At 70.5% G+C, this 25,098-nt stretch carries 31 protein-coding genes and 1 pseudogene; 11 read left to right on the forward strand and 21 right to left on the reverse strand.

Annotated features, from left to right (window positions below):
• Positions 1-205 precede the first annotated feature (205 nt).
• On the forward strand, positions 206-694 hold the full coding sequence (locus tag ABZV40_RS12450; protein ID WP_030471611.1) for a transcriptional regulator: 489 nt from the start codon (positions 206-208) through the stop codon (positions 692-694).
• A 4-nt stretch (positions 695-698) separates the two neighbouring features.
• Here the strand turns inward: ABZV40_RS12450 and ABZV40_RS12455 are convergent, their stop codons facing one another.
• From ABZV40_RS12455 to ABZV40_RS12465, 3 genes are read right to left on the reverse strand one after another with little or no spacing between them, the layout of a single operon-like run.
• Positions 699-1,466 (reverse strand): YafY family protein, encoded by a 768-nt coding sequence (locus tag ABZV40_RS12455; RefSeq protein WP_355439060.1) that lies wholly within the window; start codon positions 1,464-1,466, stop codon positions 699-701.
• A complete protein-coding gene (locus ABZV40_RS12460) occupies positions 1,463-2,296 on the reverse strand; it encodes an alpha/beta hydrolase (RefSeq protein WP_355439063.1) in 834 nt (277 codons plus the stop codon). Before ABZV40_RS12460 ends, ABZV40_RS12455 begins: the two co-directional genes overlap by 4 nt.
• Before the next feature lie 47 nt (positions 2,297-2,343).
• Positions 2,344-3,153, reverse strand: a complete 810-nt coding sequence (locus ABZV40_RS12465) for a sigma-70 family RNA polymerase sigma factor (protein WP_355439066.1) — start codon at positions 3,151-3,153, stop codon at positions 2,344-2,346.
• A gap of 88 nt (positions 3,154-3,241) precedes the next feature.
• On the opposite strand from ABZV40_RS12465, the gene ABZV40_RS12470 reads away from it, so the two are divergent.
• Positions 3,242-3,958, forward strand: coding sequence for an NAD(P)H-binding protein (locus ABZV40_RS12470; protein WP_355439069.1), 717 nt, complete (start codon positions 3,242-3,244; stop codon positions 3,956-3,958).
• Positions 3,955-4,593 carry an HD domain-containing protein gene (locus ABZV40_RS12475; protein WP_355439071.1) on the forward strand — a complete coding sequence of 213 codons (639 nt, stop codon included), beginning with the start codon at positions 3,955-3,957 and terminating at the stop codon, positions 4,591-4,593. Before ABZV40_RS12470 ends, ABZV40_RS12475 begins: the two co-directional genes overlap by 4 nt.
• Positions 4,594-4,651: 58 nt before the next feature.
• Here ABZV40_RS12475 and nusB read toward each other — a convergent pair whose 3' ends face one another.
• Genes nusB through ABZV40_RS12490 form a run of 3 tightly spaced genes read right to left on the reverse strand, consistent with a single transcriptional unit; the run spans position 4,652 to position 6,745 of the window.
• Complete coding sequence (gene nusB / locus ABZV40_RS12480) at positions 4,652-5,071, reverse strand: transcription antitermination factor NusB (RefSeq protein WP_189254040.1); 420 nt, start codon at positions 5,069-5,071, stop codon at positions 4,652-4,654.
• Entirely contained in the window at positions 5,071-5,637 is a 567-nt protein-coding gene (gene efp, locus ABZV40_RS12485; RefSeq protein ID WP_355439075.1) for an elongation factor P, read from the reverse strand. Before efp ends, nusB begins: the two co-directional genes overlap by 1 nt.
• Before the next feature lie 31 nt (positions 5,638-5,668).
• Complete coding sequence (locus ABZV40_RS12490) at positions 5,669-6,745, reverse strand: Xaa-Pro peptidase family protein (protein ID WP_355439079.1); 1,077 nt, start codon at positions 6,743-6,745, stop codon at positions 5,669-5,671.
• A gap of 35 nt (positions 6,746-6,780) precedes the next feature.
• Between ABZV40_RS12490 and ABZV40_RS12495 the strand changes: the two genes are divergently transcribed.
• The gene (locus tag ABZV40_RS12495) at positions 6,781-7,185 is read left to right on the forward strand and encodes a B-4DMT family transporter (RefSeq protein WP_355439082.1); all 405 of its coding nucleotides are present in this window, start codon (positions 6,781-6,783) and stop codon (positions 7,183-7,185) included.
• On the opposite strand, the gene ABZV40_RS12500 is transcribed toward ABZV40_RS12495, so the two are convergent.
• The 9 genes from ABZV40_RS12500 to ABZV40_RS12540 form a co-directional block, all read right to left on the reverse strand.
• Entirely contained in the window at positions 7,182-7,787 is a 606-nt protein-coding gene (locus ABZV40_RS12500; protein WP_355439085.1) for a hypothetical protein, read from the reverse strand. The genes ABZV40_RS12495 and ABZV40_RS12500 overlap by 4 nt on opposite strands.
• 26 nt (positions 7,788-7,813) lie before the next feature.
• Entirely contained in the window at positions 7,814-8,218 is a 405-nt protein-coding gene (locus tag ABZV40_RS12505) for a VOC family protein (RefSeq protein ID WP_355439087.1), read from the reverse strand.
• Positions 8,211-8,645, reverse strand: a complete 435-nt coding sequence (aroQ, locus tag ABZV40_RS12510; protein WP_355439090.1) for a type II 3-dehydroquinate dehydratase — start codon at positions 8,643-8,645, stop codon at positions 8,211-8,213. The genes ABZV40_RS12505 and aroQ overlap by 8 nt, the downstream gene beginning before the upstream one ends.
• Positions 8,642-9,751, reverse strand: a complete 1,110-nt coding sequence (gene aroB / locus ABZV40_RS12515; RefSeq protein WP_355439093.1) for a 3-dehydroquinate synthase — start codon at positions 9,749-9,751, stop codon at positions 8,642-8,644. The genes aroQ and aroB overlap by 4 nt, the downstream gene beginning before the upstream one ends.
• Positions 9,748-10,254, reverse strand: a complete 507-nt coding sequence (locus ABZV40_RS12520) for a shikimate kinase (protein ID WP_355439096.1) — start codon at positions 10,252-10,254, stop codon at positions 9,748-9,750. Before ABZV40_RS12520 ends, aroB begins: the two co-directional genes overlap by 4 nt.
• Positions 10,251-11,450 carry a chorismate synthase gene (aroC, locus tag ABZV40_RS12525; protein WP_355439099.1) on the reverse strand — a complete coding sequence of 400 codons (1,200 nt, stop codon included), beginning with the start codon at positions 11,448-11,450 and terminating at the stop codon, positions 10,251-10,253. The genes ABZV40_RS12520 and aroC overlap by 4 nt, the downstream gene beginning before the upstream one ends.
• Positions 11,451-11,463: 13 nt before the next feature.
• A complete protein-coding gene (locus ABZV40_RS12530; RefSeq protein WP_355439102.1) occupies positions 11,464-11,916 on the reverse strand; it encodes an A24 family peptidase in 453 nt (150 codons plus the stop codon).
• 385 nt (positions 11,917-12,301) lie between these two features.
• Positions 12,302-12,757 (reverse strand): PTS glucose transporter subunit IIA, encoded by a 456-nt coding sequence (locus ABZV40_RS12535; RefSeq protein ID WP_355439105.1) that lies wholly within the window; start codon positions 12,755-12,757, stop codon positions 12,302-12,304.
• The gene (locus ABZV40_RS12540) at positions 12,754-12,990 is read right to left on the reverse strand and encodes a PTS glucose/sucrose transporter subunit IIB (protein WP_109641667.1); all 237 of its coding nucleotides are present in this window, start codon (positions 12,988-12,990) and stop codon (positions 12,754-12,756) included. The genes ABZV40_RS12535 and ABZV40_RS12540 overlap by 4 nt, the downstream gene beginning before the upstream one ends.
• Before the next feature lie 110 nt (positions 12,991-13,100).
• Here ABZV40_RS12540 and ABZV40_RS12545 point away from each other — a divergent pair, with 110 nt between their 5' ends.
• Genes ABZV40_RS12545 through ABZV40_RS12555 form a run of 3 tightly spaced genes read left to right on the forward strand, consistent with a single transcriptional unit; the run spans position 13,101 to position 15,418 of the window.
• On the forward strand, positions 13,101-13,856 hold the full coding sequence (locus tag ABZV40_RS12545) for a GntR family transcriptional regulator (protein ID WP_355439108.1): 756 nt from the start codon (positions 13,101-13,103) through the stop codon (positions 13,854-13,856).
• Positions 13,853-15,118: a PTS transporter subunit EIIC gene (locus tag ABZV40_RS12550; RefSeq protein ID WP_355439111.1), complete on the forward strand. Its 1,266-nt coding sequence runs from the start codon at positions 13,853-13,855 to the stop codon at positions 15,116-15,118. The genes ABZV40_RS12545 and ABZV40_RS12550 overlap by 4 nt, the downstream gene beginning before the upstream one ends.
• Before the next feature lie 33 nt (positions 15,119-15,151).
• Positions 15,152-15,418, forward strand: a complete 267-nt coding sequence (locus tag ABZV40_RS12555; RefSeq protein WP_355439195.1) for an HPr family phosphocarrier protein — start codon at positions 15,152-15,154, stop codon at positions 15,416-15,418.
• A gap of 186 nt (positions 15,419-15,604) precedes the next feature.
• Here the strand turns inward: ABZV40_RS12555 and ABZV40_RS12560 are convergent.
• A pseudogene (locus tag ABZV40_RS12560) lies at positions 15,605-16,141 on the reverse strand (phosphatase PAP2 family protein); the annotation flags it as partial.
• A 57-nt stretch (positions 16,142-16,198) separates the two neighbouring features.
• On the opposite strand from ABZV40_RS12560, the gene ABZV40_RS12565 reads away from it, so the two are divergent.
• From ABZV40_RS12565 to ABZV40_RS12575, 3 genes are read left to right on the forward strand one after another with little or no spacing between them, the layout of a single operon-like run.
• On the forward strand, positions 16,199-16,873 hold the full coding sequence (locus ABZV40_RS12565; RefSeq protein ID WP_355439114.1) for a response regulator transcription factor: 675 nt from the start codon (positions 16,199-16,201) through the stop codon (positions 16,871-16,873).
• Positions 16,870-18,219: a HAMP domain-containing sensor histidine kinase gene (locus ABZV40_RS12570; RefSeq protein ID WP_355439117.1), complete on the forward strand. Its 1,350-nt coding sequence runs from the start codon at positions 16,870-16,872 to the stop codon at positions 18,217-18,219. Before ABZV40_RS12565 ends, ABZV40_RS12570 begins: the two co-directional genes overlap by 4 nt.
• Positions 18,216-18,605, forward strand: coding sequence for a hypothetical protein (locus tag ABZV40_RS12575; protein ID WP_355439120.1), 390 nt, complete (start codon positions 18,216-18,218; stop codon positions 18,603-18,605). The genes ABZV40_RS12570 and ABZV40_RS12575 overlap by 4 nt, the downstream gene beginning before the upstream one ends.
• On the opposite strand, the gene ABZV40_RS12580 is transcribed toward ABZV40_RS12575, so the two are convergent.
• Positions 18,592-19,422 carry an SDR family oxidoreductase gene (locus tag ABZV40_RS12580; RefSeq protein WP_355439123.1) on the reverse strand — a complete coding sequence of 277 codons (831 nt, stop codon included), beginning with the start codon at positions 19,420-19,422 and terminating at the stop codon, positions 18,592-18,594. The genes ABZV40_RS12575 and ABZV40_RS12580 overlap by 14 nt on opposite strands.
• 86 nt (positions 19,423-19,508) lie before the next feature.
• On the opposite strand from ABZV40_RS12580, the gene ABZV40_RS12585 reads away from it, so the two are divergent.
• A complete protein-coding gene (locus ABZV40_RS12585) occupies positions 19,509-19,928 on the forward strand; it encodes a MarR family winged helix-turn-helix transcriptional regulator (protein WP_355439126.1) in 420 nt (139 codons plus the stop codon).
• On the opposite strand, the gene ABZV40_RS12590 is transcribed toward ABZV40_RS12585, so the two are convergent.
• From ABZV40_RS12590 to alaS, 4 genes are read right to left on the reverse strand one after another with little or no spacing between them, the layout of a single operon-like run.
• Positions 19,917-20,735, reverse strand: coding sequence for a shikimate dehydrogenase (locus ABZV40_RS12590; protein ID WP_355439129.1), 819 nt, complete (start codon positions 20,733-20,735; stop codon positions 19,917-19,919). The two genes, ABZV40_RS12585 and ABZV40_RS12590, sit on opposite strands and share 12 nt — an antisense overlap.
• On the reverse strand, positions 20,735-21,943 hold the full coding sequence (mltG, locus tag ABZV40_RS12595) for an endolytic transglycosylase MltG (RefSeq protein WP_355439132.1): 1,209 nt from the start codon (positions 21,941-21,943) through the stop codon (positions 20,735-20,737). Before mltG ends, ABZV40_RS12590 begins: the two co-directional genes overlap by 1 nt.
• Positions 21,940-22,428, reverse strand: coding sequence for a Holliday junction resolvase RuvX (gene ruvX / locus ABZV40_RS12600; protein WP_355439135.1), 489 nt, complete (start codon positions 22,426-22,428; stop codon positions 21,940-21,942). The genes mltG and ruvX overlap by 4 nt, the downstream gene beginning before the upstream one ends.
• Complete coding sequence (gene alaS / locus ABZV40_RS12605; protein ID WP_355439138.1) at positions 22,415-25,084, reverse strand: alanine--tRNA ligase; 2,670 nt, start codon at positions 25,082-25,084, stop codon at positions 22,415-22,417. Before alaS ends, ruvX begins: the two co-directional genes overlap by 14 nt.
• Positions 25,085-25,098: the final 14 nt, after the last annotated feature.

The following is a 25,098-nucleotide window of genomic DNA, read 5'->3' on the forward strand; positions in this document are numbered from 1 at the left end:
ACCCGGCTACAGCCGGGCTGACCTGCACCGTATCACCTACGGACGGTCAGCCGTCCGAGTGGTGTCGCACGCGTGGCGCGCGTCTCGTCCTGAGATCAGCTTGACCTGTCGACCACGGCGAGTAATCATTACTCTGCGTATCGATCTAAGCCTCCCCGCAGCACGCCCGTACTGCTGACGGGGCGAATGAACGGAGAACCGCCACATGGGCGACTACGCCAAGGCGCTGGGGGCCAAGCTCCGCGCTATCCGCCAGCAGCAGGGCCTGTCCCTGCACGGCGTCGAGCAGAAGTCCGGCGGTCGCTGGAAGGCCGTGGTCGTCGGCTCCTACGAGCGCGGTGACCGCGCGGTGACCGTGCAGAAGCTGGCCGAGCTGGCCGACTTCTACGGGGTTCCCGTCGCCGAGCTCCTGCCCGAGGGCCGCGTGCCGTCGGGTGCCGAGCCGGCCACCAAGATCGTGATCAACCTGGAACGGCTCCAGCAGCTGCCGGTCGAGAAGGTCGGCCCGCTGGCCCGCTACGCCGCGACCATCCAGTCGCAGCGCGGTGACTACAACGGCAAGGTCCTCTCCATCCGCACCGAGGACCTGCGCTCTCTCGCGATCATCTACGACATGACGCCGGGCGAGCTCACCGAGCAGCTCATCGACTGGGGTGTGCTGCCTCCCGAGGCCCGGCCCGCGAAGGAAGACTGAGCGCTCACGCTTTCGGAGCAGTGGCCCTCTCACGTCCTGTTAGTCGCCCTGAGGACGTCGAGGGGGCCACTGCTGCATTCAGGGGATCCAGCGTCGAGGGCCGCACGGCCCCGGCGGCCGCCGAATCCCTCAGCAGCTCATTCAGGTCACGCGGTTGCACCCGTTCGGCGGTGTCGGCCGCCGAGACGATCCGATCCAGCCGGAAACCACGACCGGCTCGCCGGGAGCGGCACCAGCCGATGAGGTACCAGCGGCCGTCGGTGGTGAGCAGTCCGGCGGGTTCCACGACACGCTCGGTCTCCTGCCCGGCCGCGTCGGTGTAGGTCAGGCGCAGTGCCGTGTTCGCGGCCAGCGCCTGGTGGACCGCCGTCCGGACCCGCGCGTCGGTTCGCGACGGCAGCGCGACGATGCGGCCCGCGAGCTCACCGGCCGCGGCCGTCGCGGGGCCGTTCAGCACCGCCGCGATCTTCTGGAACGCCGTGCGGGCGGCGTTCGAGCCGTCGGCCCCCGCGAGCGCGGCGGCCAGCACCGAGGCCTCCTCCGGGGTGAAGTGCAGCGGTGGCAGGGTCATCGCCGGGTCGATCGACCAGCCTCCGCCACGTCCCGGCGTGGTCCGCACCGGGACACCGGCCTCCATCAACGCCTGCAGGTCGCGCTGCACGGTCCGTGTGCTGACTTCGAGCCGTGCGGCGAGAGTCGCGACCGTCAACGACCTCGGCGCCGCCGCGCGCAATTCCTCCACCAGCGCGTACAGCCGGGCAGTGCGGTTCACACCCCCGATCCTGCCAAGAACTCCCGCTCACGACGCCGTTCCCGCTCGGCGATGGTCAACGGGAACAGCGTGAAGCCGTGCGGCGCGCCCGCGACGACGCTCAGTCGCACCGGCGCCCGCCATCGTTCGGCCAGGGCCACCGAGTCGTCGAGCAGCGGATCCTCGTTTCCGACCACGATCCGGGCGGGCGGCAGGCCGGTCAGGTCGGCGAACAGCGGCGAGATCGCCGGGTCACGGCGTCGCTCGGCGGTCATACCCGGCGTGAACAGCTCGTAGGTGCGTTGCAGCCGTGCGGTCTTGGGCGCCGACAGGTCGTACGCGCCGAACACGAGGTTCGCCGCCCGGAAGACGCCGGGCACGCGCAGCAACGTCAGGACGCTCAGGTGCGCGCCCGCCGACTCACCGCCGATCAGCAGCCTGGTCGTGCCGAACTCGGCCTCGGCGTGCTCGGCCAGCCACCGCGCGACCGCCTCGCAGTCGTCCGGTCCGGCGGGGAACGGGTGCTCGGGAGCGAGCCGGTACTCGACGCTCACGACGGCCAGCCGTGCCTCCAGCGCCAGCCGCCACAGCCGCTCGTCCTGCCCGTCCGCCGACCCGAACGACCAGCCGCCACCGTGGATGTGCAGGTAGACGCCGCCGACGTGGTCCGGCGCGAACACCCTGACCCCGACGCCCGCGACCGTCCGGTCCCCGCCCTGCGGCAGCCTCACCGGTGGGGTGTCCCCGCCGAGCCGGTTGCGCCGCAGGACCTCCAGCGGCGCGACCGGCATCTCGAACGTGCCGGTGAACTCCGCGGTTTCGGCGAGGCAGTCCTCATCGATGATCTCCATGTCGCGGACCGTCGCAGGAGGCCGCGACACCGTCCTGTCACCCTTTCTCAGGAAACCAGCGCGGCGAGCTGCTCCTTGTCCTGGATGACGTGGATCGCGGCGACCTTGTCGTCGCGCACGGTGAAGGCCATGACCGACAACGGCTCGCCGCCGACCCACGTGACGAAGCCGGCCAGACCGCCGACCAGCACCGGGCGGATCTCGGCCACCGCCACGAGGTTGCGGAACGTGCTGGCCCTCCCGGCCACCGTCCGCGCCCCGACAACTTCGAGGGCCCCGGCGCGCAGCACGATGTCCGGGTGCAGCACGGACACCAGCTGCTCCAGGTCTCCCTCACGCGAAGCCTTGAGGAACGCGTTCACCACGGCGCGCTGCTGCGGCAGGTCGACGTTCGACTGTGGACGCTCCTGCACACGTTTGCGCGCACGGGACGCGAGCTGCCGCGTCGCCGTGGGAGTCTTCTCGATCAACGGCGCGATGTCGTCGAACGGCACCGCGAACATGTCGTGCAGCACGAACGCCAGGCGCTCGTCCGGCTTCAGCGTGTCCAGCACGATCAGCATCGCCAGCCCGACCTCGTCCTTGGCGACGGCCTGGTGCTCCGGCTCCTCCGCCGGGTCGATCACCGCGTCCGGCATCTCGAACGCGTGCTCACGCCTGTCCCGCAAAATGTTCAGGCACACCCGGCCGACCACGGTGGTGAGCCAGGCCGCCGGGTTGTCGATCTCGCTCGTGTCGGCCTTCTCGACCCTGATCCACGCGTCCTGCAGCGCGTCGTCGGCCTCGGCGAACGAGCCCAGCATCCGGTGCGCGATCGCCCTCAGCCGCGGACGTTCCTGCTCGAACTGCGCGATCACGGCATCCCCCTGTGTCCTGAACCACACGCTGTCACGTTCCCGAGCGCTGCCGGGTCAACCGGGCAACAGCTCATTCGGGAGGGTAATCATGAAGATTCTCGTGACCGGCGGCACCGGCACCCTTGGCAAGCAGGTCGTCCCCCGGCTCCGCGCGGCGGGCGCCGACGTCGTGGTGCTGAGCCGGCACGGCGACATCGCCTGCGACCTGCTGACCGAGGTGCCGCAGTTCGAGGCCGACGTGGTCGTGCACCTGGCCGGTGGCCAGAAGGGCGACGACGTCGCGACCCGAAACCTGCTCGCCGGGTGCAAGGGCGTGCGGCACTTCGTCTACATCTCGGTGATCGGCGCGGACACGGTGCCGCTGGCCTGGTTGCGCACCAAGCTCGCCTGCGAGGAGGCGATCGCGGCGTCGGGCATCCCGTTCACGATCCTGCGGGCCGCCCAGTTCCACGACCTGACGCTCACGATGGTCCGCGGGCTCGCGAAGCTGCCGATCGTGCCGGTGCCGGGCCTGCGGCTGCAGCCGGTGGACGTCCGCGACGTCGCCGCGCGGATCGTCGAGCTGGCGCTGGGCGCGCCCGCGGGCAGGGTCGCGGACCTCGCCGGACCAGCGGTCTACGAGATGCGGGAACTGGTGCGCGACTACCTGACGACCGCGGGCAGGCGCCGGCTGACGGTGCCGGTTCGGTTGCCGGGCAAGGCGGGCCAGGCCTACCGGGGCGGGCAGAACCTCGCGCTGGACGGCGACCGCGGCACGCACACGTGGGAGGAGTTCCTGGCGGCTGATGCCATGCTGGCGAGGTGACCGACTCAGGACTTCTCGCCGATCGCACCCCGCTGCCGTCCGAACTGGACTCCCGGCTGCGCGACCACCTCACGTTCCTGATCGAGGTGGACCGGCTGAAGACGATCCTGCGCGCGTCCCCGCTCGCCGCGGCGGACCGGCGGGAGAACGACGCCGAGCACTCGTGGCATCTGGCGCTCATGGTCATGACGCTCGCGGAGTACGCCGACGAACCGATCGACGTCGGCCACACGATCAAGCTCGTGGTCGTCCACGACCTCGTCGAGATCTACGCGGGCGACACGCCGATCTACGACACCGAGCTGGCCAAGAGCCAGCGGGAACGCGAAGAGGCCGCCGCGGACCGGTTGTTCGGCATCCTGCCCGCGGATTCAGGCCGGGCTTTGCGGGCGCTGTGGGACGAGTTCGAGGAGCGGAAGACGCCGGAAGCCCGGTTCGCGAAGGCCATGGACCGGTTCCAGCCGTTGCTGCTCAACTGGATGGCCGAGGGCGGAACCTGGCGCACGCCCGGCGTCACCGCCGACGACGTGCGCAGCCGCAAGAAGGTCATCGGCGAGGGCTCGACGGCCCTCTTCGAGGCGGCCATGCAGCTGATCGGCGAGGGCGAACGCCGGGGCTGGGCGCGCCCGAGTTGAAAAACGATGAAGGGAACCTTCCTCCACCTGACGTGGAGGAAGGTTCCCTTCATCGAGCTCAGAGCACGGCGCGCAGCTGGTCCGCGATGACCGCGATCCGGCCGAGCACACCGTTCACGAAGCGCGGCGAGTCGTCCGTGGACAGGCCCTTGGCCAGCTCCACGGCCTCGTCGATGGCCACCGCGTCCGGCACGTCGGCCGCCCACAGCAGCTCGTACAGACCGATCCGCAGCACCGCGCGGTCGACCGCCGGCATGCGCTGCAGGGTCCAGCCCTCGGCGTGTTCCGAGATGAGGTCGTCGATGCGCGCGCGGTTCGCGGTGACGCCCTCGACGAGCGTCACCGTGTAGTCGTTCACCGGCGGCACGTCCGGGGACCCGACCCGCGAAGCCAGCAGCGTCACGGGGTCGCTGCCGAGCAGATCGGCTTCGTAGAGGAAGTCGACCGCGCGTTTGCGGGCCTTGCTGCGAGCGCCCATTACTTGTCGCTGACGCGGCCGAGGTACCGGCCGTCACGGGTGTCGACCTTGATCTTCTCGCCGGTCGTCACGAACAGCGGGACCTGGATCTCGGCGCCGGTCTCCAGCCGCGCGGGCTTGGTGCCACCGGTGGAGCGGTCGCCCTGCAGGCCGGGGTCGGTGTGCTCGATCACGAGCTCGACCGAGGTCGGGAGCTCGACGAACAGCGGCACGCCCTCGTGCGTGGCGACGACGGCCTCCTGGTTCTCCAGCATGTAGTTCGCGGCGTCACCGACGGTCTCGGACGGAACCGGGATCTGGTCGTAGGTGTCACCGTCCATGAAGATGAAGTCGGTGCCTTCCTTGTACAGGTAGGTCATGCCGCGCTTGTCCACGGTGGCGGTCTCGACCTTGGTGCCCGCGTTGAAGGTCTTGTCGACGACCTTCCCGGTCAGCACGTGCTTGAGGGTCGTGCGCACGAAGGCGCCACCCTTGCCGGGCTTGACGTGCTGGAACGCGGTGACGGTCCACAGCTGGCCGTCGAGGTTCAGCACCAGGCCGTTCTTCAGGTCGTTCGTGGTGGCCACGGTGGAATTTCTCCTGTGATTGGACGGGGTGTCAGACGACCACGAGTTCCTTCGTGGTCAGGGTGAGGAGCTCCGGCCCGCTTTCGCGCACCACGAGGGTGTCCTCGATGCGGACTCCGCCCCGCCCCGACAAGTACACGCCGGGCTCGACGGTGACCGCCATACCGGCCGAAAGTGTACCGTCACCCACCTTCGACAACGCCGGTGCCTCGTGGATCTCCAGCCCGACCCCGTGCCCGAGGCCGTGCACGAACTCGCTGCCGTGCCCGGCCTTCTCGATCACCTCGCGCGACGCGTGGTCGACCTCGCTCACGCTCACCCCCGGCTTCAGCGCGGTGCGCCCGGCCGCCTGCGACCGCGCGACCAGGTCGTACAGGTCGCGCTGCCAGTCGGCGGGCTTGCCGAGCACCAGCGTGCGGGTCATGTCGGAGTGGTAGCCGTCGACGAGGGCACCGAAGTCGAGCTTGATGAAGTCGCCCTGGTGCAGCGTCGCGTCGGTCGGCGCGTGGTGCGGCACCGCCGAGTTCGCGCCGAACGCGACGATGGAGGAGAACGACGGCCCTTCCGCACCGTGGTCGAGCATGCGGCTCTCGAGCTCGCGCGCGACCTCGCGTTCGGTGCGGCCGGGGCGCAGTCCGCCGTGCCCGATCAACGCCGCCAGCGCGCGGTCCGCCGCAGCGCAGGCCATCCGCAGCGCCTCGATCTCGACCTCGTCCTTGACCAGCCGCAGCTTCTCGACCAGGCCGCTCGCCTTCTCCAGCTCCGCCTTCTCCGCGGCCGCGGTGAGGGCTTCGAGGCCGTCGACCGTGACGTGGTGGCTCTCGAACCCGAGCCTGCCCTTCGCCCTGGCGGCCAGCGCGAGGTCGCACGGCCGGTCGATCAGCCGCTCCAGGTCCGGCACCTGCCTGGCCGACTGCGTCAGATAACGCCCGTCCGTGCAGAACACCGTCTTGTCGTCGCTCACGGCGTCGATGAGCACCGCGGCGTTCGATCCGGTGAACCCCGTCAGGTACCGGACGTTCAGGAGGTTCGTGACGAGCAGCGCGTCCAGGTTCGTGGCCTGGAGCTCCTGGCGCAGTGCGGTGCGGCGTGCGGCGTACGACGACATGACTCGCAGCGTACGGCCAGTCCTAAGCTGTCCGCATGCGTCCTTGGTTCGTCCGTGCGTTGTGGATGGGGTTGCTCCACGGAGCCGTGCAGACCGGTGTGTCGGCGGTGGCGGTCCGCAGTCCCGAGGCGACCTCGGTCGGTCCCATCGCGATCGGTCTGCTGATCGCCGCCGCGGTGCTGTGGGGCGCGGTCGACACGCTGCGCGACCTGCCGTCACGCGGCATGCAGTGGTTCATCGCCGCGCTGATAGCGGGGCCGTTCGCCGGGGCGCTGGGCGTCATCGGGTCGGCGCTGCTGGTCGACCAGACCGGGCAGGAAGCGCTGTGGGTGGCGTTGACGGGCGGGGCGGCCTTCACGGCGCTGCTGATCCTGGCGCCGGCCGGGGTCGGCATGCTGCTCGGTGGGTTGCTCGCGCAGAAGGACTCGGCGCGCCGCTAGTCCCCCGCACGGATGGTGAGCCGGTAGACGGCCGAGGTCGAGAAGCCGCTCGACTCGCCCTCGATCCGCAGCTCGTGCTCGCCCTCGGCCAGCGGCGGCAGCCACGCCCACAGCCCGCACGCCTTGGCCGCGACGCGCCCGGCGCGTTCCCCGATCACGTTGCCCGGCGCGACGTCGAACGTGACCCCGACCGGGTCGACCCGCCGCAGCTCCACGATCTGGCCGTCGAGCGTCACCGAACCCTTCGCCGTGGCCATGAACTTCTCGCAGTCGGCCGCGTCGGCGGCGTACAGGTTGACCGCGGGCCCGGCGAGCGGCCGGCCGGGCGGCACCTCGCACTTGCGGTCCGCCTTGCCGCCGAACGTCCCGGCGAAGAACCAGAGGTCCTTCGGCTGGCTCTGGGCGCAGAACTGCCCGGTCGGGTCGGCGACCGGGTTGCGCTCCCGCGGCGTCGACAACGCCCACGTCCACCACCGTGCCTGCAGGTCCGCGTCCGACGGCCGTTCCGCGGGCTTCTGCGAGGTCGGGGGTGTGCTGGTGGACGGGGCGGCATCGCACCCGGCCAGCAGGAGCGCGACGGCGGCGATCAGCAGTCTCGGCACGCGCGGCATCCTCGCAGACGAACCGGTCACGGGACCGGGAAATCCGCCACCAGTTCGACCTCGAAGCCGTCCTCGTTCTCCAGGAACGCCGCGTAGTGGTTCTCGCCGCCGGCGAACGGGTGCCGGTCGGCGAACATCAGCCGCCAGCCGTTGCGCTGGGCAACGCCCGTGAGGCGGTCCACGTCCTCGCGGGTACCGGCGTGCAGGGCGAGGTGGTTCAGGCCCGCTTTCATCCGATCGTGTGGACCTGTCAGCGCCGGGGACTGCTCCACCACGACGTAGGTCGCGCCCAGCTTCCAGCTCACGCCCGCGCTCCAGCGCTGGTGCTCGGTCCAGCCGAGGTCCGCGAAGAGTCGGCCGAACGAGGCTTCGGCGCGGGCCAGGTCCGGCACCCACAGCTCGACGTGGTGCAGCGCTCCGCGGTCAGGCACGGCCCTTGAGCGCCAGCCAGCGCAGCGCCAGCAGGTAGCCCTCCACGCCGAGCCCGACGATCACGCCGTTCGCGATCGCCGAGATGTAGCTGTGGTGCCGGAACTCCTCGCGCTGGTGGATGTTCGAGATGTGCACCTCGACCAGGGGTGCCGTGAGCTGCGAGCACGCGTCGCGCACCGCGATCGAGTAGTGCGTCCACGCGGCGCCGTTCAGCACCACGGGAACCGAGGCGTCGGCGGCCTCGTGCAGCCACCCGACCATCTCGCCCTCGTGGGCGGTCTGGCGGACCTCGACGTCGAAGCCGAGCTCCTTGCCCTCGGCCACGCACATCTCGACCAGGTCGGCGTACGTGGTGCTGCCGTAGACCGCGGGCTCGCGGGTGCCGAGCCGATCCAGGTTCGGCCCGTTGAGCACGAGAACCCTCACAGCAGCACCTTCCCCGAACCGGTGGACGGCTCCGCGGCGACGGCGGAGTAGGCGGCGGCGATCAGCGCCGGGTCGGGGCCTTCGAGACGGCCCGGCTTGGCGAGGCCGTCCAGCACGACGAACCGCAGCACGCCCGCCTTGTTCTTCTTGTCGACCTTCATGCCCTCCATCAGCTGCGGGAGGGCGTCCGGGTCGTAGGAGGTCGGCAGGCCGAGCAGCTCCAGCACGCGCTTGTGACGGTCGGCGGTCTCGTCGTCGAGGCGGCCGGCCAGGCGGGCCAGCTCGGCGGCGAAGACCAGGCCCACGCTGATCGCGGCACCGTGGCGCCAGCGGTAGCGCTCGCGGCGTTCGATGGCGTGACCGAGGGTGTGGCCGTAGTTGAGGATCTCGCGCAGCGACGACTCGCGCAGGTCGCTCGTCACCACGTCGGCCTTGATCTGGATCTTGCGGCGGACCAGCTCGGCGAGCACCTCGCCGGTGGGGTCCAGCGCCCAGGCCGGGTCGGCCTCGATCAGGTCGAGGATCACCGGGTCGGCGATGAAGCCGCCCTTCACGATCTCGGCCATGCCGGCGACGAGCTCGTTGCGCGGCAGGGTTTCCAGCGTCGCGAGGTCGACGAAGATGGCGTCGGGCTCGTAGAAGGTGCCGACGAGGTTCTTGCCCGCGTCGGTGTTGATGCCGGTCTTGCCGCCGACCGCCGCGTCGACCATGCCGAGCAGCGTGGTCGGGATGTTCACCAGGCGCACGCCGCGCATCCACGTGGACGCGACGAAGCCCGCCAGGTCCGTCACCGCGCCGCCACCCAGGCCCACGACGGCGTCCTGGCGCGACAGACCGATCTTGCCCAGCACGTCCCAGCAGAAGCCCGCGACGGCGAGGTCCTTGCCGTCCTCGGCGTCGGGGACCTCGACGCGGTGCGCGTCGGCACCGACGGCCTTGAGCTCGTCGACCAGCACCTGCGCGGTCGCGGCGAGCGTCGGCTGGTGCACGATCGCGATCTTGGCCGTGCCCTTGAGGAACTCGACGATGTCACCGAGCAGGCCGCGGCCGATCACCACGTCGTAGGGCTTCTCGGCGGCGACCCGGATGCGGACGGGCTCGGTCATTCGCTGGCTCCCTTGATCACCGCGTCGGTCACCTGCTCCGGGTCGAGGGCGTCGGTCAGCACCTCGATCGTCGCGACCTCGCGGTACAGCGGCAGGCGCGCGTCCAGCAACGCCTTGAACGTGGCGCGCGGGTTGACACCGGAGAACATCGGGCGCGCGGTCGACAGCCCGGTGCGGCGCACGCCCTCGGCCATGCCGACGTTCAAGAACACGACCGTGTGGTTCTTGAGCAGCTCGCGGGTCCGCTGCGACAGGATCGCACCGCCGCCGAGAGCCAGCACGCCGTCGTGCTCCGCGAGCGCCTTGGCGACCGCTTCCTCTTCCATCGCGCGGAAAGCCGGCTCGCCGTCCTCGGTGAAGATGTCCCCGATCGCTCTGCCGGTGGCCTCGACGATGTCGGCGTCGGTGTCGCGGAACACGAGGCCCAGCCGCTTGGCCAGCAGCTCGCTGACCGTGGTCTTGCCGGCCCCGGGAGGACCGGTCACGACGAACTTCGGGCTCACATGCCCTCCCAGCGGGCTTCCAGCGCCTTCAGGTACGCGTGGGCGTTGCGGCGCGTCTCGTCGAGCGAGTCGCCGCCGAACTTCTCCAGCGCGGCCTCGGCGAGCACCAGGGCGACGACCGACTCCAGCACGACACCGGCGCGAGGCACGGCGCAGACGTCGGAACGCTGGTGGATCGCGACCGCGGGCTCACCGGTGCGGACGTCCACAGTGGACAGTGCGCGCGGCACGGTCGAGATGGGCTTCATCGCCACGCGGGCACGGAGGACCTCGCCGTTGGTGATGCCGCCTTCAAGACCACCGGCCCGGTTCGACCGGCGCGTGACGCCGACCGGGCCGCTGCCGCGGTCGATCTCGTCGTGCGCCTGGGAACCCCACCGGCGCGCCGACGTGAACCCGTCGCCGATCTCCACGCCCTTCATGGCCTGCACGCCCATCAGCGCTGCGGCCAGGCGGGCGTCGAGGCGGCGGTCCCAGTGCACGTGCGAGCCGAGGCCCGGCGGCAACCCGTAGGCGAGCACCTCGATGACGCCGCCGACCGTGTCACCGGCGTCCTTCACGGCCTCGACCTCGGCGACCATCGCGTCGGTGCCGCGCTGGTCGAAGCAGCGCACCGGCGAGGAGTCGATCGCGGCCAGGTCGTCCGGCGTGGGCAGGGCGCTGTCCTCGGGCGTCTCCGCCCTGCCGATCGACACGACGTGGCTGAGGATCTGCACGCCCAGCAGCTGCTGCAGGAACTGCCGCGCCACCGTGCCCAGCGCCGTGCGGGCCGCGGTCTCCCGTGCGGACGCGCGTTCGAGCACGGGACGGGCCTCGTCGAAGCCGAACTTCTGCATGCCGGGCAGGTCGGCGTGACCGGGCCGGGGCCGCGTGAGGGCCTCGTTGCGGCCGGTCGGCTTGAGCAGGCTCGGGTCGACCGGGTCCGCGGACATGACGGTCTGCCACTTCGGCCACTCGGAGTTGCCGATGGTGACCGCGATCGGGCCGCCCTGGGTCTTGCCGTGGCGCACGCCGCCGAGGATCTCGACGTCGTCCTGCTCGAACCCCATGCGCGGGCTTCGCCCGAAACCCAGCCTGCGTCGCCCCAGCTGGGTGACGAGGTCGTCGGTCGTCACCTCGACACCGGCGGGCATGCCCTCCAGGACGGCGACGAGAGCGGGTCCGTGTGACTCTCCAGCGGTGATCCAGCGCAGCACGTCCACAATCCTTTCACAGCGTCGTCAACGCCCAGGTGGCGGCCAGCAACCCCGGCCCGTGCGGGACCGCTCTGCCGCGTTTCGCCGCGGCGAGGGCGAGCGTGACCGTACTGGACAGGATCGCCGCAGGTAGGAGCAACGGCAGCGAGAGGGTGGCGCCGAGACCGGCGGCGAGCTTCACGTCACCACCGCCCATCATCGTGGGACGCCACGCCCGGATGGCGAGATGAGCGCCGCCGAAGACCGCCGCTCCGAACGCGGCTTCTCCCAGCCGATGGGACTGCAGGAGCAGCAGCCCGGCGCCCAGAGGGAGGGTCAGCGCGTCCGGCAACCGGTGGTGCCGCAGGTCGATCAGCGCGAGCACGATGCCGAACCAGGCCAGCAGGTACGACGAGGGTGGTGCGTCGAGGACGGCGGCGACCGTCCACAGCGAACTCAGGACGGACGCGAGCAGGACCGTGGTCATGGCACCACGGTCCTGCTCGGTACGACCGGGGCACAAATCGCGACCGGTCGTGAACGGTCCGTTCACGCACGGGCTCACGATGCCCCGGTTCGGGCTGGGAAAACGCCCGAACCGGTGGCGCGGCGGGCTCGCGCAGGGGTACCCCCGGCCGGGGATCCCCTCGCAACCCAACCTAGCGGGCACCACCGACAAGATCGGGAACGCGCGCACCGAGCACGCGGGGAGCTTCCGTGCACTCCTGGCGCACGCAAGGGCCCCGCGTGCCGTCCAGCAAGCCCAGCACGGCACACGCAGACAACCACCACACCAGCCGCCCACCAGTGCACGCGGGGAGCTTTCGTGCACTCCTGGCGCACGCAAGGGCCCCGCGTGCGGTCCGGCGGTGTCAGCGGGACCAGTCGAAGAGGGCGTCGTTCGCGGCCACGTCCACGTCGAGCGCGAGGTCGCCCAGCGACTCGGCGGCGGCGTCGAGAGCGATGATCGGGCAGATGGGGGCGAACCCCGCCGCCTCCACCTCGGCCGGGTCCCAGGTCACGATCCGCTGACCGGCCAGCACCTGCTCGCCCTTGACCACGTGCAGCTCGAAGCCCTCGCCCTTGCGCTTCACGGTGTCGATGCCCAGGTGGACCAGGACCGCGGCGCCGTCCGAAGTGGCCACCACGAACGCGTGCGGGTGCAGCGTCACCACGGTGCCGTCGACGGGCGAGACGACGTCCGCGCGGGAACGAGCGGGCTCGACGGCCACGCCGGGGCCGACCATCGCCTGCGAGAAGACCGGGTCCGGCACGGCGGAGAGCGCGACCACGCGGCCGGCCACGGGGCTGCCGACGCGGAGGCTCACAGGAGGTCCTCGATGTCCGACGCGATGGTGTCCGCCTCGGGGCCGACGACGACCTGGACGACGTTGCCGGAGCGCATGACTCCGTGTGCCCCCAACGCTTTCAGGGCCTTCTCGTCGACCACTGAGCCGTCCTCCAGCTCACACCGCAGGCGGGTGATGCACGGTTCGATCTCGACGATGTTGGACGCGCCGCCCAGCGCGTCGATGATCTTCTGCGCCTTGTCGTCAGCCACGTTCGTACCTCTCGTTCCCGTAACAGCGGTTGACACCCGCTCGGTGCGCGGAGCATTCTCCCGCACCAACTGGTCTAGACCGGAAAGTACCACTGCGAGGAGGTGAGCGAATGCACGAGATCGTGGACGGGCCCAAGCCCAAGCACGCGCAGCTCCGCGAGATCCTGCGCCGGCTCGCCGAGCACGACCTCGCGCCCGGCTCGCCCATTCCGTCCGAACGCGACCTCGCCGAGCGGTACGGGGTGTCCCGCATCACCGTGCGGGCCGCCGTCGGCCAACTGGTCGCCGAAGGGCTGCTCACCAGGGCCAAGGGGCGCGGGACGTTCACCGCGCGGCGGCGCTACGACCTGCAGCTCTTCCTCGCCTCGTTCACCTCGGAGATGAAGGCTCGCGGGCTGGAGCCCAGCACCGAGGTGATCAGCTGCGGGCAGGGCACGCCCGGTTCGAAGGCCTCGCTGGGGCTCGACGCCGACGAGTACGCCTACCGCGTGGTGCGGCTGCGCAGGGCCGACGGGGCGCCGCTGGCGCTGGAGGCCGGCTGGTACAGCCCGCACCTGTTGCCGGAGCTCGACCGGTGCGACCTGACCGGGTCGCTCTACGAGCTCTTCGCGGCGAAGTACGGGGTGCAGCTCGACGAGGCGAGGCAGACCGTGTGGGCCGAGACCGCAGACGCCGAGACGGCGAAGGCGCTCGACGTCCGCAAGGGCAGTCCGCTGCTCGTGTTCAGAAGGGTCGCCAGCTCTCAGGGGCGGCCGTGTGAAGACGTGACTTCCTGGTACCGGGGCGATCTCTACCAGGTGACCATGCAACTGGACCGGACCGTCCCGGGGACCGGACCGAACTCCGCCAAGGGAGGTACCCGATGAGCACCAACGCCGCACAGACCGGTGGGCGTGAGATCAAGGGCCTCGCCACGTTGCAACGCTTCGGTCGCAGCCTCATGCTGCCGATCGCCGTGCTGCCCGCGGCAGGTCTCCTGCTCCGCTTCGGTCAAGACGACCTGCTGGGCAAGGACGGTCTCGGCTGGAACGCCGTCGCCGCGGTGATCGGCGCGGCGGGCGACGCGCTGTTCAGCAACCTCGCCTTGCTGTTCGCGGTCGGCATCGCCGTCGGGTTCGCCCGGCGCGGTGACGGTTCGACCGCGCTCGCCGCCGTCGTCGGCTACACCGTACTGACGAGCATCTTCAAGGCCCTGTCGCCGCTGGTCCTGGACCAGCCCACCGGGGCGGGCGCCAAGCCGGTCCTGATCGACTACCGGGTGCTCGGCGGTATTGTCGTCGGCATCCTGACCGCGTTGTTGTGGCAGCGATTCCACCGCATCAAGCTGCCTCCGTACCTCGCGTTCTTCGGTGGCCGCCGCTTCGTGCCGATCGTCGTCGCCGGTGTCATGATCGTCGTCGGCGTGGTGCTGGGCCTGGTCTACCCGTGGTTCAACGCGGGCATCACCGCGCTCGGGCAGTGGGTCACCGGCAGCACGGTCATCGGCGCGTTCATCTACGGCACGATCAACCGCCTGCTGATCCCGCTCGGCCTGCACCACATCATCAACAACGTCGTGTGGTTCCAGTTCGGCGAATTCAACGGCAAGACCGGCGACATCCCGCGCTTCCTCGCGCACGACCCGTCCGCCGGAACGTTCCAGACCGGCTTCTTCCCGATCCTGATGTTCGCCCTGCCGGCCGCCGCGCTCGCGATCGTGCACACCGCGCGGCCGAACCAGCGCAAGATCATCGGTGGCATCATGGGTTCCGCCGCGCTCACCGCGTTCATCACCGGTGTGACGGAGCCGCTCGAGTTCGCGTTCATGTTCGTGGCGTGGCCGCTGTACGTGATCCACGCGGTGCTGACCGGCACCTCGCTCGCGATCTCGAACGCGCTGGGCGCCCACGACGGGTTCTCGTTCTCGGCCGGTGCGATCGACTTCATCCTGAACTGGAACATCGCGACCAAGCCGTGGCTGCTGATCATCCTCGGCCTGATCTACGCGGTGGTCTACTACTTCCTGTTCCGCTGGGTCATCACCAAGTGGAACCTGAAGACGCCGGGCCGCGAGGACGACGAGTCGCCGGAGGCGGACGAGAGCATCGTCGGCTCGGCGAGCGAGAAGCCCGCCACGTCCGAGAAGTAACCAGCACAACCAGTTCTACCGAGAGGAACCATCATGGCCGAGCGACGGGTCACCGTGGCCAGCAAGGTCGGACTGCACGCCCGGCCTGCCGCACTGCTGGCGAAGGCCGCCGCCGACCAGTCGGTGACGGTCACCATCCGCAAGGACGGCGGCGAAGCCGTGGACGCGGCGAGTGTGCTGGGTCTGATGACCCTCGGCGCCATGCACGGTGACGAGGTGGTGCTCAGCGCCGACGGGGACGGAGCGGACGACGCTCTCGACGCCATCGCCGAACTGATCGCCACCGACCACGACGAGTGAGTCAGGTCGTGAGCGGGCGCCGGGGCGTCCGCTCACGGCCCACCCGAAGTGCAGGACGACACCCGCGGTCACGACGCCGGCCAAGATCGACGGCGTGGCCTGCGGGTACGTCACCATCAGCCACACCCCGCCCGCGGCGAGCGCGGGCGGCACGACCAGCCCCGCGGTCCACCCGCGCAGCACCAGGAACGCGAGCGTCGAGACCAGCAGCGCCGCGCCGAGCGTGTCGCTGAACCGGTGCCAGCCGAGCGACACCGTCTCCGCCGCCACCGCGCCCGCGCCGATCGCGCCCGGCACCGCGACCCACACCGCGAACCGCCGCGGCACGGCCATGATCACCGCGATCACCGACGCCACCGCGGCCGTCGTGTGTCCACTGGGGAAGCTGTTGTGCACCAGCACGGCGTCCTCGTCCAGCTCGGGCCGGACCAGCACGTGGAGCTTCAGCACCTGCGCGAGCAACACCGAACCGCCGAGCACCAGCAACGGCGGCAACGACTTCTTCCGCGCGACCAGGACCACCAGGACGGCGGCGACGAGGATCGCCATGTCCACGTTGGACGCCCAGGAACGCTGCAGTGACAGCTCGGGCAACGCGGCGTTCTCCGCCTTCTGCCCGAACGACGTCCACACCAGCGCGAAGTACGTGAAGAGGAACCCCACCAAGCTTCCGGCCATGCTGCCGAGACTCCGCGTGCCGCTCGACGGGAGCGTCCACGCCATGTCATGGTTCCGCTACAGAAACGGCACAGGTGCCCTCCCCCGCCGATAATGGATCTCGTGGCGATGGTGTTGCTGGTCGAGGACGACCCGTCCGTGCGCGAAGGTCTCGGTCTGGCGCTGCGCCGCCAGGGTCATGACGTCCGGGCCGCGGGAACGGGCGAGGAAGGTGTGGAACGGCTGCGCGAGTCCCGTCCCGACATCGTCGTGCTGGACATCATGCTGCCGGGCATCGACGGCTTCGAGACGTGCCGCCGCATGCGCGCGCAGGCCGAGGTGCCGATCATCATGCTGACCGCGCGCGGCGACGACTTCGACGTGGTCGCGGGCCTGGAGGCGGGCGCGGACGACTACGTGGTGAAGCCCGTCGAGCCGCGCGTGCTGGAGGCCCGCATCCGCGCCGTGCTGCGCCGGACCGTCTCCGAACCGTCCACGGTGGAACGCCACGGCTCGCTCGTGATCGACCGCGCCGGCCTGCAGGTGCTCAAGGACGACGTGCAGGTCGCGCTGACCCCGACCGAGCTGAAGCTGTTGCTGGAGCTGTCCCGCACACCGGGCCGCGTGCTGACCCGCCAGCAGATCCTCGAAGCGGTCTGGGAGCACGACTACCTCGGCGACTCCCGGCTCGTCGACGCCTGCGTGCAACGGCTGCGCGCCAAGATCGAGGACGTGCCGTCCGAACCCCGTTACGTCCACACGGTGCGCGGCTTCGGCTATCGCTTCGGCCCGCGATGAGGTCGCTGCTGCGCGGCCTGCGCCCCCGGTTGATGGCCGCGTTCGGGCTGCTGACCCTGCTGGGCGCGGTGGCCGCGGCCGGTGCCTCCTACGCGACGGCCCGCAACCTGCTGCTGGAGGACGCGCAGGACGGCTTCATGAACCCGCTGGTCAAGGACGTCCGCGACTACGCGCCCAAGCTGACCGTGCCGCCGGCGCAGCAGGACCTCGACAAGTTCGCGTCCTACCTGCGCGGTACCGCCTTCGTCAGCTACGAAGGGCTTCGCGCCCACAGCGGACCGGACCTCTCCAGCACCATCCCCGCGGAGATGCGCACGGCGTTGAAGTCGAGCAGGACCGTCATCTGGCAGCGCCGCACGGACCTGGCCGAGCCGTACGTGGTCATCGGCATCCCGCTGCTGCGTGCCGACGGTTCCAGCACCGGTGTCGAGGTGTGGGCGATGTCGTCGCTGGGCGGCCCGCAACGCGCCATCGACAGCTTCGCGAAGGCCGCCTGGGTGGGCGTGAGCCTGGTGCTGCCGCTGGCCCTCGGGCTGGCGCTGTTCACCGCGCGCGGCGTCCTGCGCCCGGTGCGCCGCCTGGGCGCCGCGGCCCGCGCCCTCGGTTCCGGACGGCTGGACACCCGTGTCGACGAACGCGGTTCCGACGAGCTCTCCGACCTGGCCCGCACGTTCAACCGCGCCGCCGAGCAGCTGGAGGCATCCCAGGCGGCCTCCAGACGGTTCGTGGCCGACGTGTCGCACGAGCTCCGCACGCCGCTGACGGCCATGAACGCCGTGACCGCCGTGCTGGACGAGGACGCGGGGTCCCTGCCGCCCGACACCGCCGTGGCGGCCCGGCTGGTCTCGACCGAGACGCGCAAGCTCACCCGTCTCGTCAACGACCTCATGGAGATCTCGCGCTTCGACGAGGGCCGCAACGTCCTGGAGCTCGACGAGTGGGACATCGGCACCGCCGTCCGCGACTGCCTGGCCGCCCGCGGCTGGGCCACCTCGGTGCAGGCCTGTCTGCCGGACGGCATCACGGGCCGGGTGGACCGCCGCCGCCTCGACGTGATCGTCGCCAACCTCGTCGGCAACGCCCTCAAGCACGGCGGCGCGCCCGTGCGGATCACCGTGCGTCCTGGTGTCATCGAGGTGTCCGACCACGGCCCCGGCATCCCACCGGACGCCCTGCCCCACATCTTCGACCGCTTCTACAAGGCAGACACGGCCCGCTCCCGTTCCGAGGGCAGCGGACTGGGATTGGCGATCGCATGGGAGAACGCACGCCTGCACGGCGGCACCATCGAAGCGGCCAACGACCCCGCGGGCGGCGCGGTCTTCACCTTGCGCTTGCCCTGGTGACCCTGTCCGCGTGCGGCGTGCGCCCCACCCCGGTGCTCAGCGGTGCGGAGGCCCCGACCGTCTCCTCGCACGAGGTGACCATCTACCTGCTCACGGCCGGGCACGACCAGCTGGTGCGGCGAACGCGTGCCCACTCCGGCGACGTTGACACCGCCACCGCCGTCAACCTGCTGGTCGCGGGCCCCACCGACGAGGAGGGGAAGCTGGGCCTGGTGACCGAGGTGCCTGTCTCGTCGTCGCGGGTGTACGCGGTGTCGAACGTGCTCGTGCTGCCCGAGGACATGGCGCCGCTGACGAAGATGGCGCAGTTCCAGCTGTACTGCACGGCGGTCGCGAGCCGGGCCAAGCTGGAAGGCGTGCCGGCCACCGGCGTCAACTGCCCTTAGCCGCGGTGGCGGGCAGGTCGGCCGCGGCGTCGAAGCCGAGCTTGCGGTTGAGCGCGGCGGCGGCCCTGGCGACCGTGCGACGCGGCAGCACGCGTGCCACCAGGGTGATCAGCCGGTGCGCGGTGCGACCGGGATAGGAGGTGACGCGGCCGCGCGCGAAGTCGTCGAGCGTGCGGGCGGCGACCGACTCCGGTGAATCGGTCACACGGGCGTCCATCGTGGCCGTCGTGCCGTCGAAGAACCCGGTGGCGGTCGCTCCGGGATGCGCGGCCATGATCCGCACGCCGGTGCCCCGCAGCTCCTCCGCGAGGGCTTCGGTGAACGAGAGGACGAACGCCTTCGTGGCGCCGTAGCTGGCCATGTAGGGCGTCGGCTGGAACGCCGCCGTGGACGCCACGTTGATGATGCCTCCCGCTCCCCTGGCCACCATGTCGCGGCCGAACAGGTTCGTCAGCTCCATCAGCCCGGTGACGTTGACGGCGACCGACTGGCTGTTCGGCGCGAAGGGGCGTTCGAAGAACGGGCCTACCGCGCCGGAGCCCGCGTTGTTGACCAGCAGGTCGATCGTCAGGCCGCGGTCGGCGACGGCGTCGGCCACGGCTCGGGGACCCGCGGCGTCCGCGAGGTCAGCGCCGATGGTCTCGGCCTTCACGCCGTGTGCGGCGCGGATCTCAGCCGCCAGCTCGTCCAGCGACGCGGTGCTGCGCGCGACGAGCACCAGGTCGGCGCCCCGGCGGGCCAGTTCCAGCGCGCAGGCGCGACCGATGCCTTTGGACGCACCGGTGACCAGTGCGGTGGTGCCTGCGAACGAGTGCACGGCACACTCCAATCGTTCGAGTCTCGAAGTATCTTGGCCGCAGCATAACAAGTTCGAGTCTCGAAGCAAGCGGATAGAATGCGGCCATGGGCGAACAGGATCAGGCCGCGGCCGTGGAGGCCGTGCGCGAGGTGGTCATGCGCACCGAGGCGGCGATCTCCGCCCCGCTCGCGGAGCTGGGCCTGACCACGGCGACCGCTCAGGCGTTGTGGGTGCTGGACCCCCACGAGGAGCCGCCGTCGATGAAGGTCGTGGCCGGCCGCCTGTACTGCAACGCGCCCAACCTGTCCTTCGTCGCGGACCAGCTCGCCGCACGGGGACTGGTCGAACGCGTGCCCGACCCGCACGACCGGCGGTCACGCGCGCTCGTCCTCACCGACAAGGGCAGGCAGGTGCGCTCGGAGGTGCTGCGGATCGTGGTGGAGTGCAGCCCGCTTTCGGTACTCGGACCGGACGACCTGGCCGCACTGCTGTCCATTCTGGACAAAGCGCGGTCAGGACCGTGAGGCGAGTTCCGCGGCCAGAGCAGAGCGCATGACGTCCTGCGGCGCGGGCTTGCCGGTGAACTGCTCCACCTGACCGAAAGCCTGGTGCAGCAACATGTCCAGCCCGGTCGCCAGCCGCGCCCCGGAAGCCTCGACCGCGACGGCCACCGGCGTGGGCCACGGGTGGTAGATCACGTCCAGCACGTACGGCGCACGGGCCAGCGCGGACGCCAGCGGCACCGTGGCCTCGGCGGGGACCGTCGACACCACCACGTCCGACGCGGCGGCCAGCGCGTCTAGGTCCACAGAGGACAGTGTGAGAACCTCGGCCGCGAGTCCCACTCGACCGGCCGTGGCCACGGCCTCGGCCGCACGCGCGGGATCCCGCACCACCAGGGAAACCGAGGAGAGGCCGAGCGAGGCGAACCCGGCGAGCACCGCGGTGGCCGTCCCACCGGCACCGATCACCACACCGGTGGAGCCGCCCGGGAAACCCTTCTCCCGCAACGCCCCCACCACACCGTCCACGTCGGTGCAGTCGGCGTGCCACCCGGAATCGGTGCGCACCAACGTGTTCGCCGCACCCACGGCCGACGCCCGGTCGGTGACCGACGACGCCACCGCCAAAGCCGCCCGCTTGGTCGGCATGGTGCAGGACAACCCGGCCCACTCCGGCCCCAGCGAGGCGACCAGGGAAGCCACGCCGTCCTCGGAACACTCCAGCCGCGTGTACTCCCAGTCGAGCCCCAGCGCGGCATAAGCGGCGTTGTGCAGCACAGGGGACAGCGAGTGCTCGATCGGCGAACCGATCACTGCCGCGCGACGCACTAGTAGATGCCCTCCCGCTGGGCCTTCTGGTCGTTGGCGTTGTGCTCCTCGAACGTCGTCGCGAAGCACGACGTGCCGTCCTTCTGGCACTTCACGAAGTACAGGATGTCGCCGCCCTCCGGCTTCAGCGCGGCGGCGACGGCCTGCTGCGACGGCGACCCGATCGGCGTCGGCGGGAGGCCCTGGGTCAGGTAGGTGTTGTACGGGCCCGGCTTGTCGCGGTCGGCGTCCGAGGTGCGGATGTGCGGCTGGTTGTTCTTGTAGTTGATGGTCGAGTCGAACTGCAGCGCCATGGGCTTCTTCAGGCGGTTGTAGATGACCTGGGAGACCTTGGCGAAGTCCTTCTCGATGGCTTCCTTCTCGACCAGCGAGGCCATGACCAGGATCTCGTAGGGGCGGAAGCCGGTGTTCACGGTGCCGCCGGGGATGCCGGCACCGGCCAGCTTCTGGACGGAGGCCACGATGACGCTGCGGATCAGCTCGACGGCGCTGACGCCCGGCTTGACCTGGTAGACGCCGCGCATGATGAGACCTTCGAGGCGGTACTGGGGCTCGGCGCGCTTCACGTCGGCCAGCGCCCAGTCCGGCACGCCCAGCGCGACCGGGTCGGTCTGCTCAGCGGCGGCCTTGATCTCGTCGACGGTCAGGCACTTCTTGGCGCCGTCCTTCTCCGTGCAGCTCGCGTCGGCCAGCAGGGAGTAGATGCCCTTGACGACCTTGTCGCCCACCTTGATGTCGGTGAGCTTGATGCCGCCGACGATCTGGACGGCCGGCACGCGGGTCTTCGGGTCGACCATGCGGGCCACGGCCTGCTCGCCCGACATCTTCGTCTTCATCAGGTAGAAGCCGGGCTGGGTCGACGTCACGCGGGCGTCGGTCTTGCTGGCCTCGATGAAGGCCCTCGCGGAGGCGACGACGCCGTTGTCGTAGAGGGTCGACGCGATCTTGCTGACCACGTCGCCGTCCTGGACCTCGACGATGACGTCGGTCTCGCCGCTGCCGGGGTAGTCGTCGTAGGAGCCGATGCCGCGCAGCTCGCGGTAGCCGTAGACGGCGCCGCCCATGCCGGCGGAGAGCACCAGTGCGACGACGAGCCACAGGATGGTCTTCTTGCGCTTCTTCGCCTTGTCACGGGCGCTGTTGTCGCGCTTGACCGGACGTCGCTCGTCCACGTCGGGGTCGGTGAACAACCCGAGATCGTCGCTCACACCTCGTCCTTTCGGGCGGCCACCGTACGTGCCCGTGCGTCCAGCCACGACTGCAGGATCTCGACAGCTGCAGCCTGGTCGACCACGGCACGCTGCTTCTTGCCCTTCACACCGCGCTGCGCCAGCACCCGGCTCACCACGACCGTCGTCAGCCGTTCGTCGCTGAGCCGGACCGGCACGGGCGCGACGCGTTCGGCCAGTGCCGCAGCGTACGCGGCCGCCGCCTCCGCTGCCGGACCATGCCGTCCCGCGAGGGTTTTGGGCAGGCCGACCACGATTTCGACGACGTCATGCTCGGCCACGAGACGTACGAGCTCGGTGAGGTCCGAGCCGCGCTTCTCGTCACGCTGGAGGGTAACCAGCGGAGTCGCCAGAAAAGCACCCGGATCGCTGAGAGAAATTCCCACCCGAACCGAGCCGACGTCGACGCCGAGCCTCCTGCCGAGGCCCGGATCGTCGACACCGGGGACATCAGCGCTGTTCAAGCACCTTGTCCAGTTCGTTCGTGAGAGCCGTGATGGCGTCGGGAACGCCGGCCGGGTTGGTGCCGCCGCCCTGGGCCAGGTCCGGCTTGCCGCCACCGCGGGCGGCGATGGCCGGGCCGAACACCGGGACGAGCTTGCCGGCGGCCAGCCCCAGGTCGCGGGCGGCGGCCGTGGTGGCGACCACGAAGCTCACCTTGTCGCCGTCGACCGAGAACAGGGCCACCACACCGGGCTTGGTGCCCAGGCGGTTGCGGACCTCGCCACCGAGCGTGCGCAGGTCGTTGCCCGGCACGCCCTCCAGGCCGAGGGCCACCAGCGACAGGCCGCGCACGTCCAGGGCCTTGTCGGCGAGCGACCCGGCGTTGCCGAGCAGCTGGGCGGCGCGGACCTTCTCCAGCTCCTTCTCGGCGGCCTTCAGCCGCTCGACCAGGGACTCGATCCGCTCGGGCAGACCGTCGGAACCGACCTTGAGCAGGTCGGAGAGGTTCTGCACGATGGCGCGTTCCCTGGCCAGGAACCGCATGGCCTCGATGCCGACGTAGGCCTCCAGGCGGCGCACGCCGGAACCGACCGACGACTCGCCCAGCAGCGTGATCGGGCCGATCTGCGACGAGTGCTCGACGTGCGTGCCACCGCACAGCTCACGCGACCACGGGCCACCGATCTCGACGACGCGCACGGTCTCGTCGTAGGTCTCGCCGAACAGGGCGACGGCGCCCATCTCCTGGGCACCGGACATGTCGGTGTAGACCACGGAGACCGGCAGGTCCTTGCGCACGGCCAGGTTCGAGACCTCTTCGATCTCGGAGCGAGCCTCGGCCGACAGGCCACCGGTCCAGGCGAAGTCCAGGCGCAGGTAGCCGGGCTTGTTGTACGAACCGCTCTGCAGGGCCGACGGGCCGAGCACCTGGCGCAGGGCGGCGTGCACGACGTGCGTGCCCGAGTGGCCCTGGCGGGCACCGATGCGCCACTCCGGGTCGACGCGGGCCTCGACGTGCTCGCCCTCGGCGATCTCGCCCGACTTCACGCGCACCTGGTGCACCCACAGCTTGCGGGCGACCTTCTGCACGTCGAGCACTTCCAGCTCGGCGTTGCCGGTGACGATCGTGCCGGCGTCGGACTCCTGGCCACCGGACTCGGCGTACAGCGGCGTGCGGTCGAGCACGACCTCGACGATGTCGCCTTCCTTGGCGGAGGAGATCCGCTGGCCGTTCAGCACGATGCCGCGCAGCGTGGCCTCGGAGGCGAGCTCGGTGTAGCCGGTGAACTCGGTCGGGCCCTGCTCCAGCAGCTCGCGGTACACGCTCTGGTCGCCGTGGCCGGTCTTCTTGGCGGAGGCGTCGGCCTTGGCGCGGGCGCGCTGCTCGGCCATCAGCTTGCGGAAGCCGTCCTCGTCGACGCTCAGCCCGGCCTCGGAGGCCATCTCCAGGGTGAGGTCGATCGGGAAGCCGTACGTGTCGTGCAGCTGGAAGGCCTTGTCGCCGGGCAGCGTGGCGCGGCCGTCGGCCTTGACCTCGGCGGCGGCGTTCTCGAAGATCCGCGAACCCGAGTCCAGGGTGCGAAGGAACGTGTCCTCCTCGGCCTTGAGCACCTGCTGGATGCGGGCGAACCCGCTGACCAGCTCGGGGTAGGCCTCGCCCATCGAGTCGCGGACGACCTCGGCGTAGGACTGCAGCACCGGCTCGGTCACGCCGAGCAGGCGGGAGCTGCGGATGATGCGGCGCAGCAGGCGGCGCAGCACGTAGCCGCGGGCCTCGTTGCCGGGCGTGACACCGTCGCCGACCAGCAGCACACCGCTGCGGGCGTGGTCGGCGATGACGCGGAACCGGACGTCGTCGACCTCGCTGTCGCCGTACTTGCGGCCCGACAGCTCCTCGGCCCTGTTGATGACGGCGCGGACCAGGTCGGTCTCGTAGACGTTGTCGACGCCCTGCAGCAGGTAGGCGACGCGCTCGACGCCCATGCCGGTGTCGATGTTCTTCGACGGCAGCTCGCCGAGGATCGGGTAGTCCTTCTTGGCGCCACCCTCACCGCGGATGTTCTGCATGAAGACGAGGTTCCAGATCTCCAGGTACCTGTCCTCGTCGACGACCGGGCCACCCTCCTTGCCGTACTCGGGGCCGCGGTCGTAGTAGATCTCCGAGCACGGGCCGCACGGGCCGGGCACGCCCATCGACCAGAAGTTGTCCTCGATGCCGCGGCGCTGGATGCGCTCCAGCGGCAGCCCGGCGACCTTCTGCCAGAGCTCGATGGCCTCGTCGTCGTCCAGGTAGACCGTCACCCAGATGCGCTCGGGGTCGAAGCCGTAGCCGCCCTCGTCCTGGGACTTGGTCACGAGCTCCCAGGCCAGCCGGATGGCGTCTTCCTTGAAGTAGTCGCCGAGCGAGAAGTTGCCGGCCATCTGGAAGAACGTGAGGTGGCGCGTCGTCTTGCCGACCTCGTCGATGTCGGGCGTGCGCACGCACTTCTGGATGCTCGTCATCCGCGGGGCGGGCGGCGGGGCCTCGCCGAGGAAGTACGGCTTGAACGGCACCATGCCGGCGTTGACGAACAACAGGTTGGGGTCGTCGAGCAGCAGCGAGGCGCTGGGGATGTACTTGTGCCCGGCCTTCTCGAAGTGCTCGCGGAAACGCTTGATGATCTCGTGGGTCTGCACGGGAAGTTCCTTGT

Origin of the sequence: Lentzea sp. NPDC004782 (assembly GCF_040609115.1) — a bacterium.
Taxonomy (GTDB): domain Bacteria; phylum Actinomycetota; class Actinomycetes; order Mycobacteriales; family Pseudonocardiaceae; genus Lentzea.

Excerpts from the sequence above, each read along its gene's own strand:
- ABZV40_RS12555 (WP_355439195.1), top strand. The coding sequence starts at position 15,152 with ATGGCCGAGCGACGGGTCACCGTGGCCAGCAAGGTCGGACTGCACGCC.
- ABZV40_RS12450 (WP_030471611.1), top strand. The coding sequence starts at position 206 with ATGGGCGACTACGCCAAGGCGCTGGGGGCCAAGCTCCGCGCTATCCGC.
- ABZV40_RS12570 (WP_355439117.1), top strand. The coding sequence starts at position 16,870 with ATGAGGTCGCTGCTGCGCGGCCTGCGCCCCCGGTTGATGGCCGCGTTC.
- ABZV40_RS12460 (WP_355439063.1), bottom strand. The coding sequence starts at position 2,296 with ATGGAGATCATCGATGAGGACTGCCTCGCCGAAACCGCGGAGTTCACC.
- aroB (WP_355439093.1), bottom strand. The coding sequence starts at position 9,751 with ATGACCGAGCCCGTCCGCATCCGGGTCGCCGCCGAGAAGCCCTACGAC.
- ABZV40_RS12470 (WP_355439069.1), top strand. The coding sequence starts at position 3,242 with ATGAAGATTCTCGTGACCGGCGGCACCGGCACCCTTGGCAAGCAGGTC.
- ABZV40_RS12490 (WP_355439079.1), bottom strand. The coding sequence starts at position 6,745 with ATGTCGTCGTACGCCGCACGCCGCACCGCACTGCGCCAGGAGCTCCAG.
- ABZV40_RS12495 (WP_355439082.1), top strand. The coding sequence starts at position 6,781 with ATGCGTCCTTGGTTCGTCCGTGCGTTGTGGATGGGGTTGCTCCACGGA.
- ABZV40_RS12545 (WP_355439108.1), top strand. The coding sequence starts at position 13,101 with ATGCACGAGATCGTGGACGGGCCCAAGCCCAAGCACGCGCAGCTCCGC.
- ABZV40_RS12585 (WP_355439126.1), top strand. The coding sequence starts at position 19,509 with ATGGGCGAACAGGATCAGGCCGCGGCCGTGGAGGCCGTGCGCGAGGTG.
- nusB (WP_189254040.1), bottom strand. The coding sequence starts at position 5,071 with ATGGGCGCTCGCAGCAAGGCCCGCAAACGCGCGGTCGACTTCCTCTAC.
- ABZV40_RS12530 (WP_355439102.1), bottom strand. The coding sequence starts at position 11,916 with ATGACCACGGTCCTGCTCGCGTCCGTCCTGAGTTCGCTGTGGACGGTC.
- ABZV40_RS12550 (WP_355439111.1), top strand. The coding sequence starts at position 13,853 with ATGAGCACCAACGCCGCACAGACCGGTGGGCGTGAGATCAAGGGCCTC.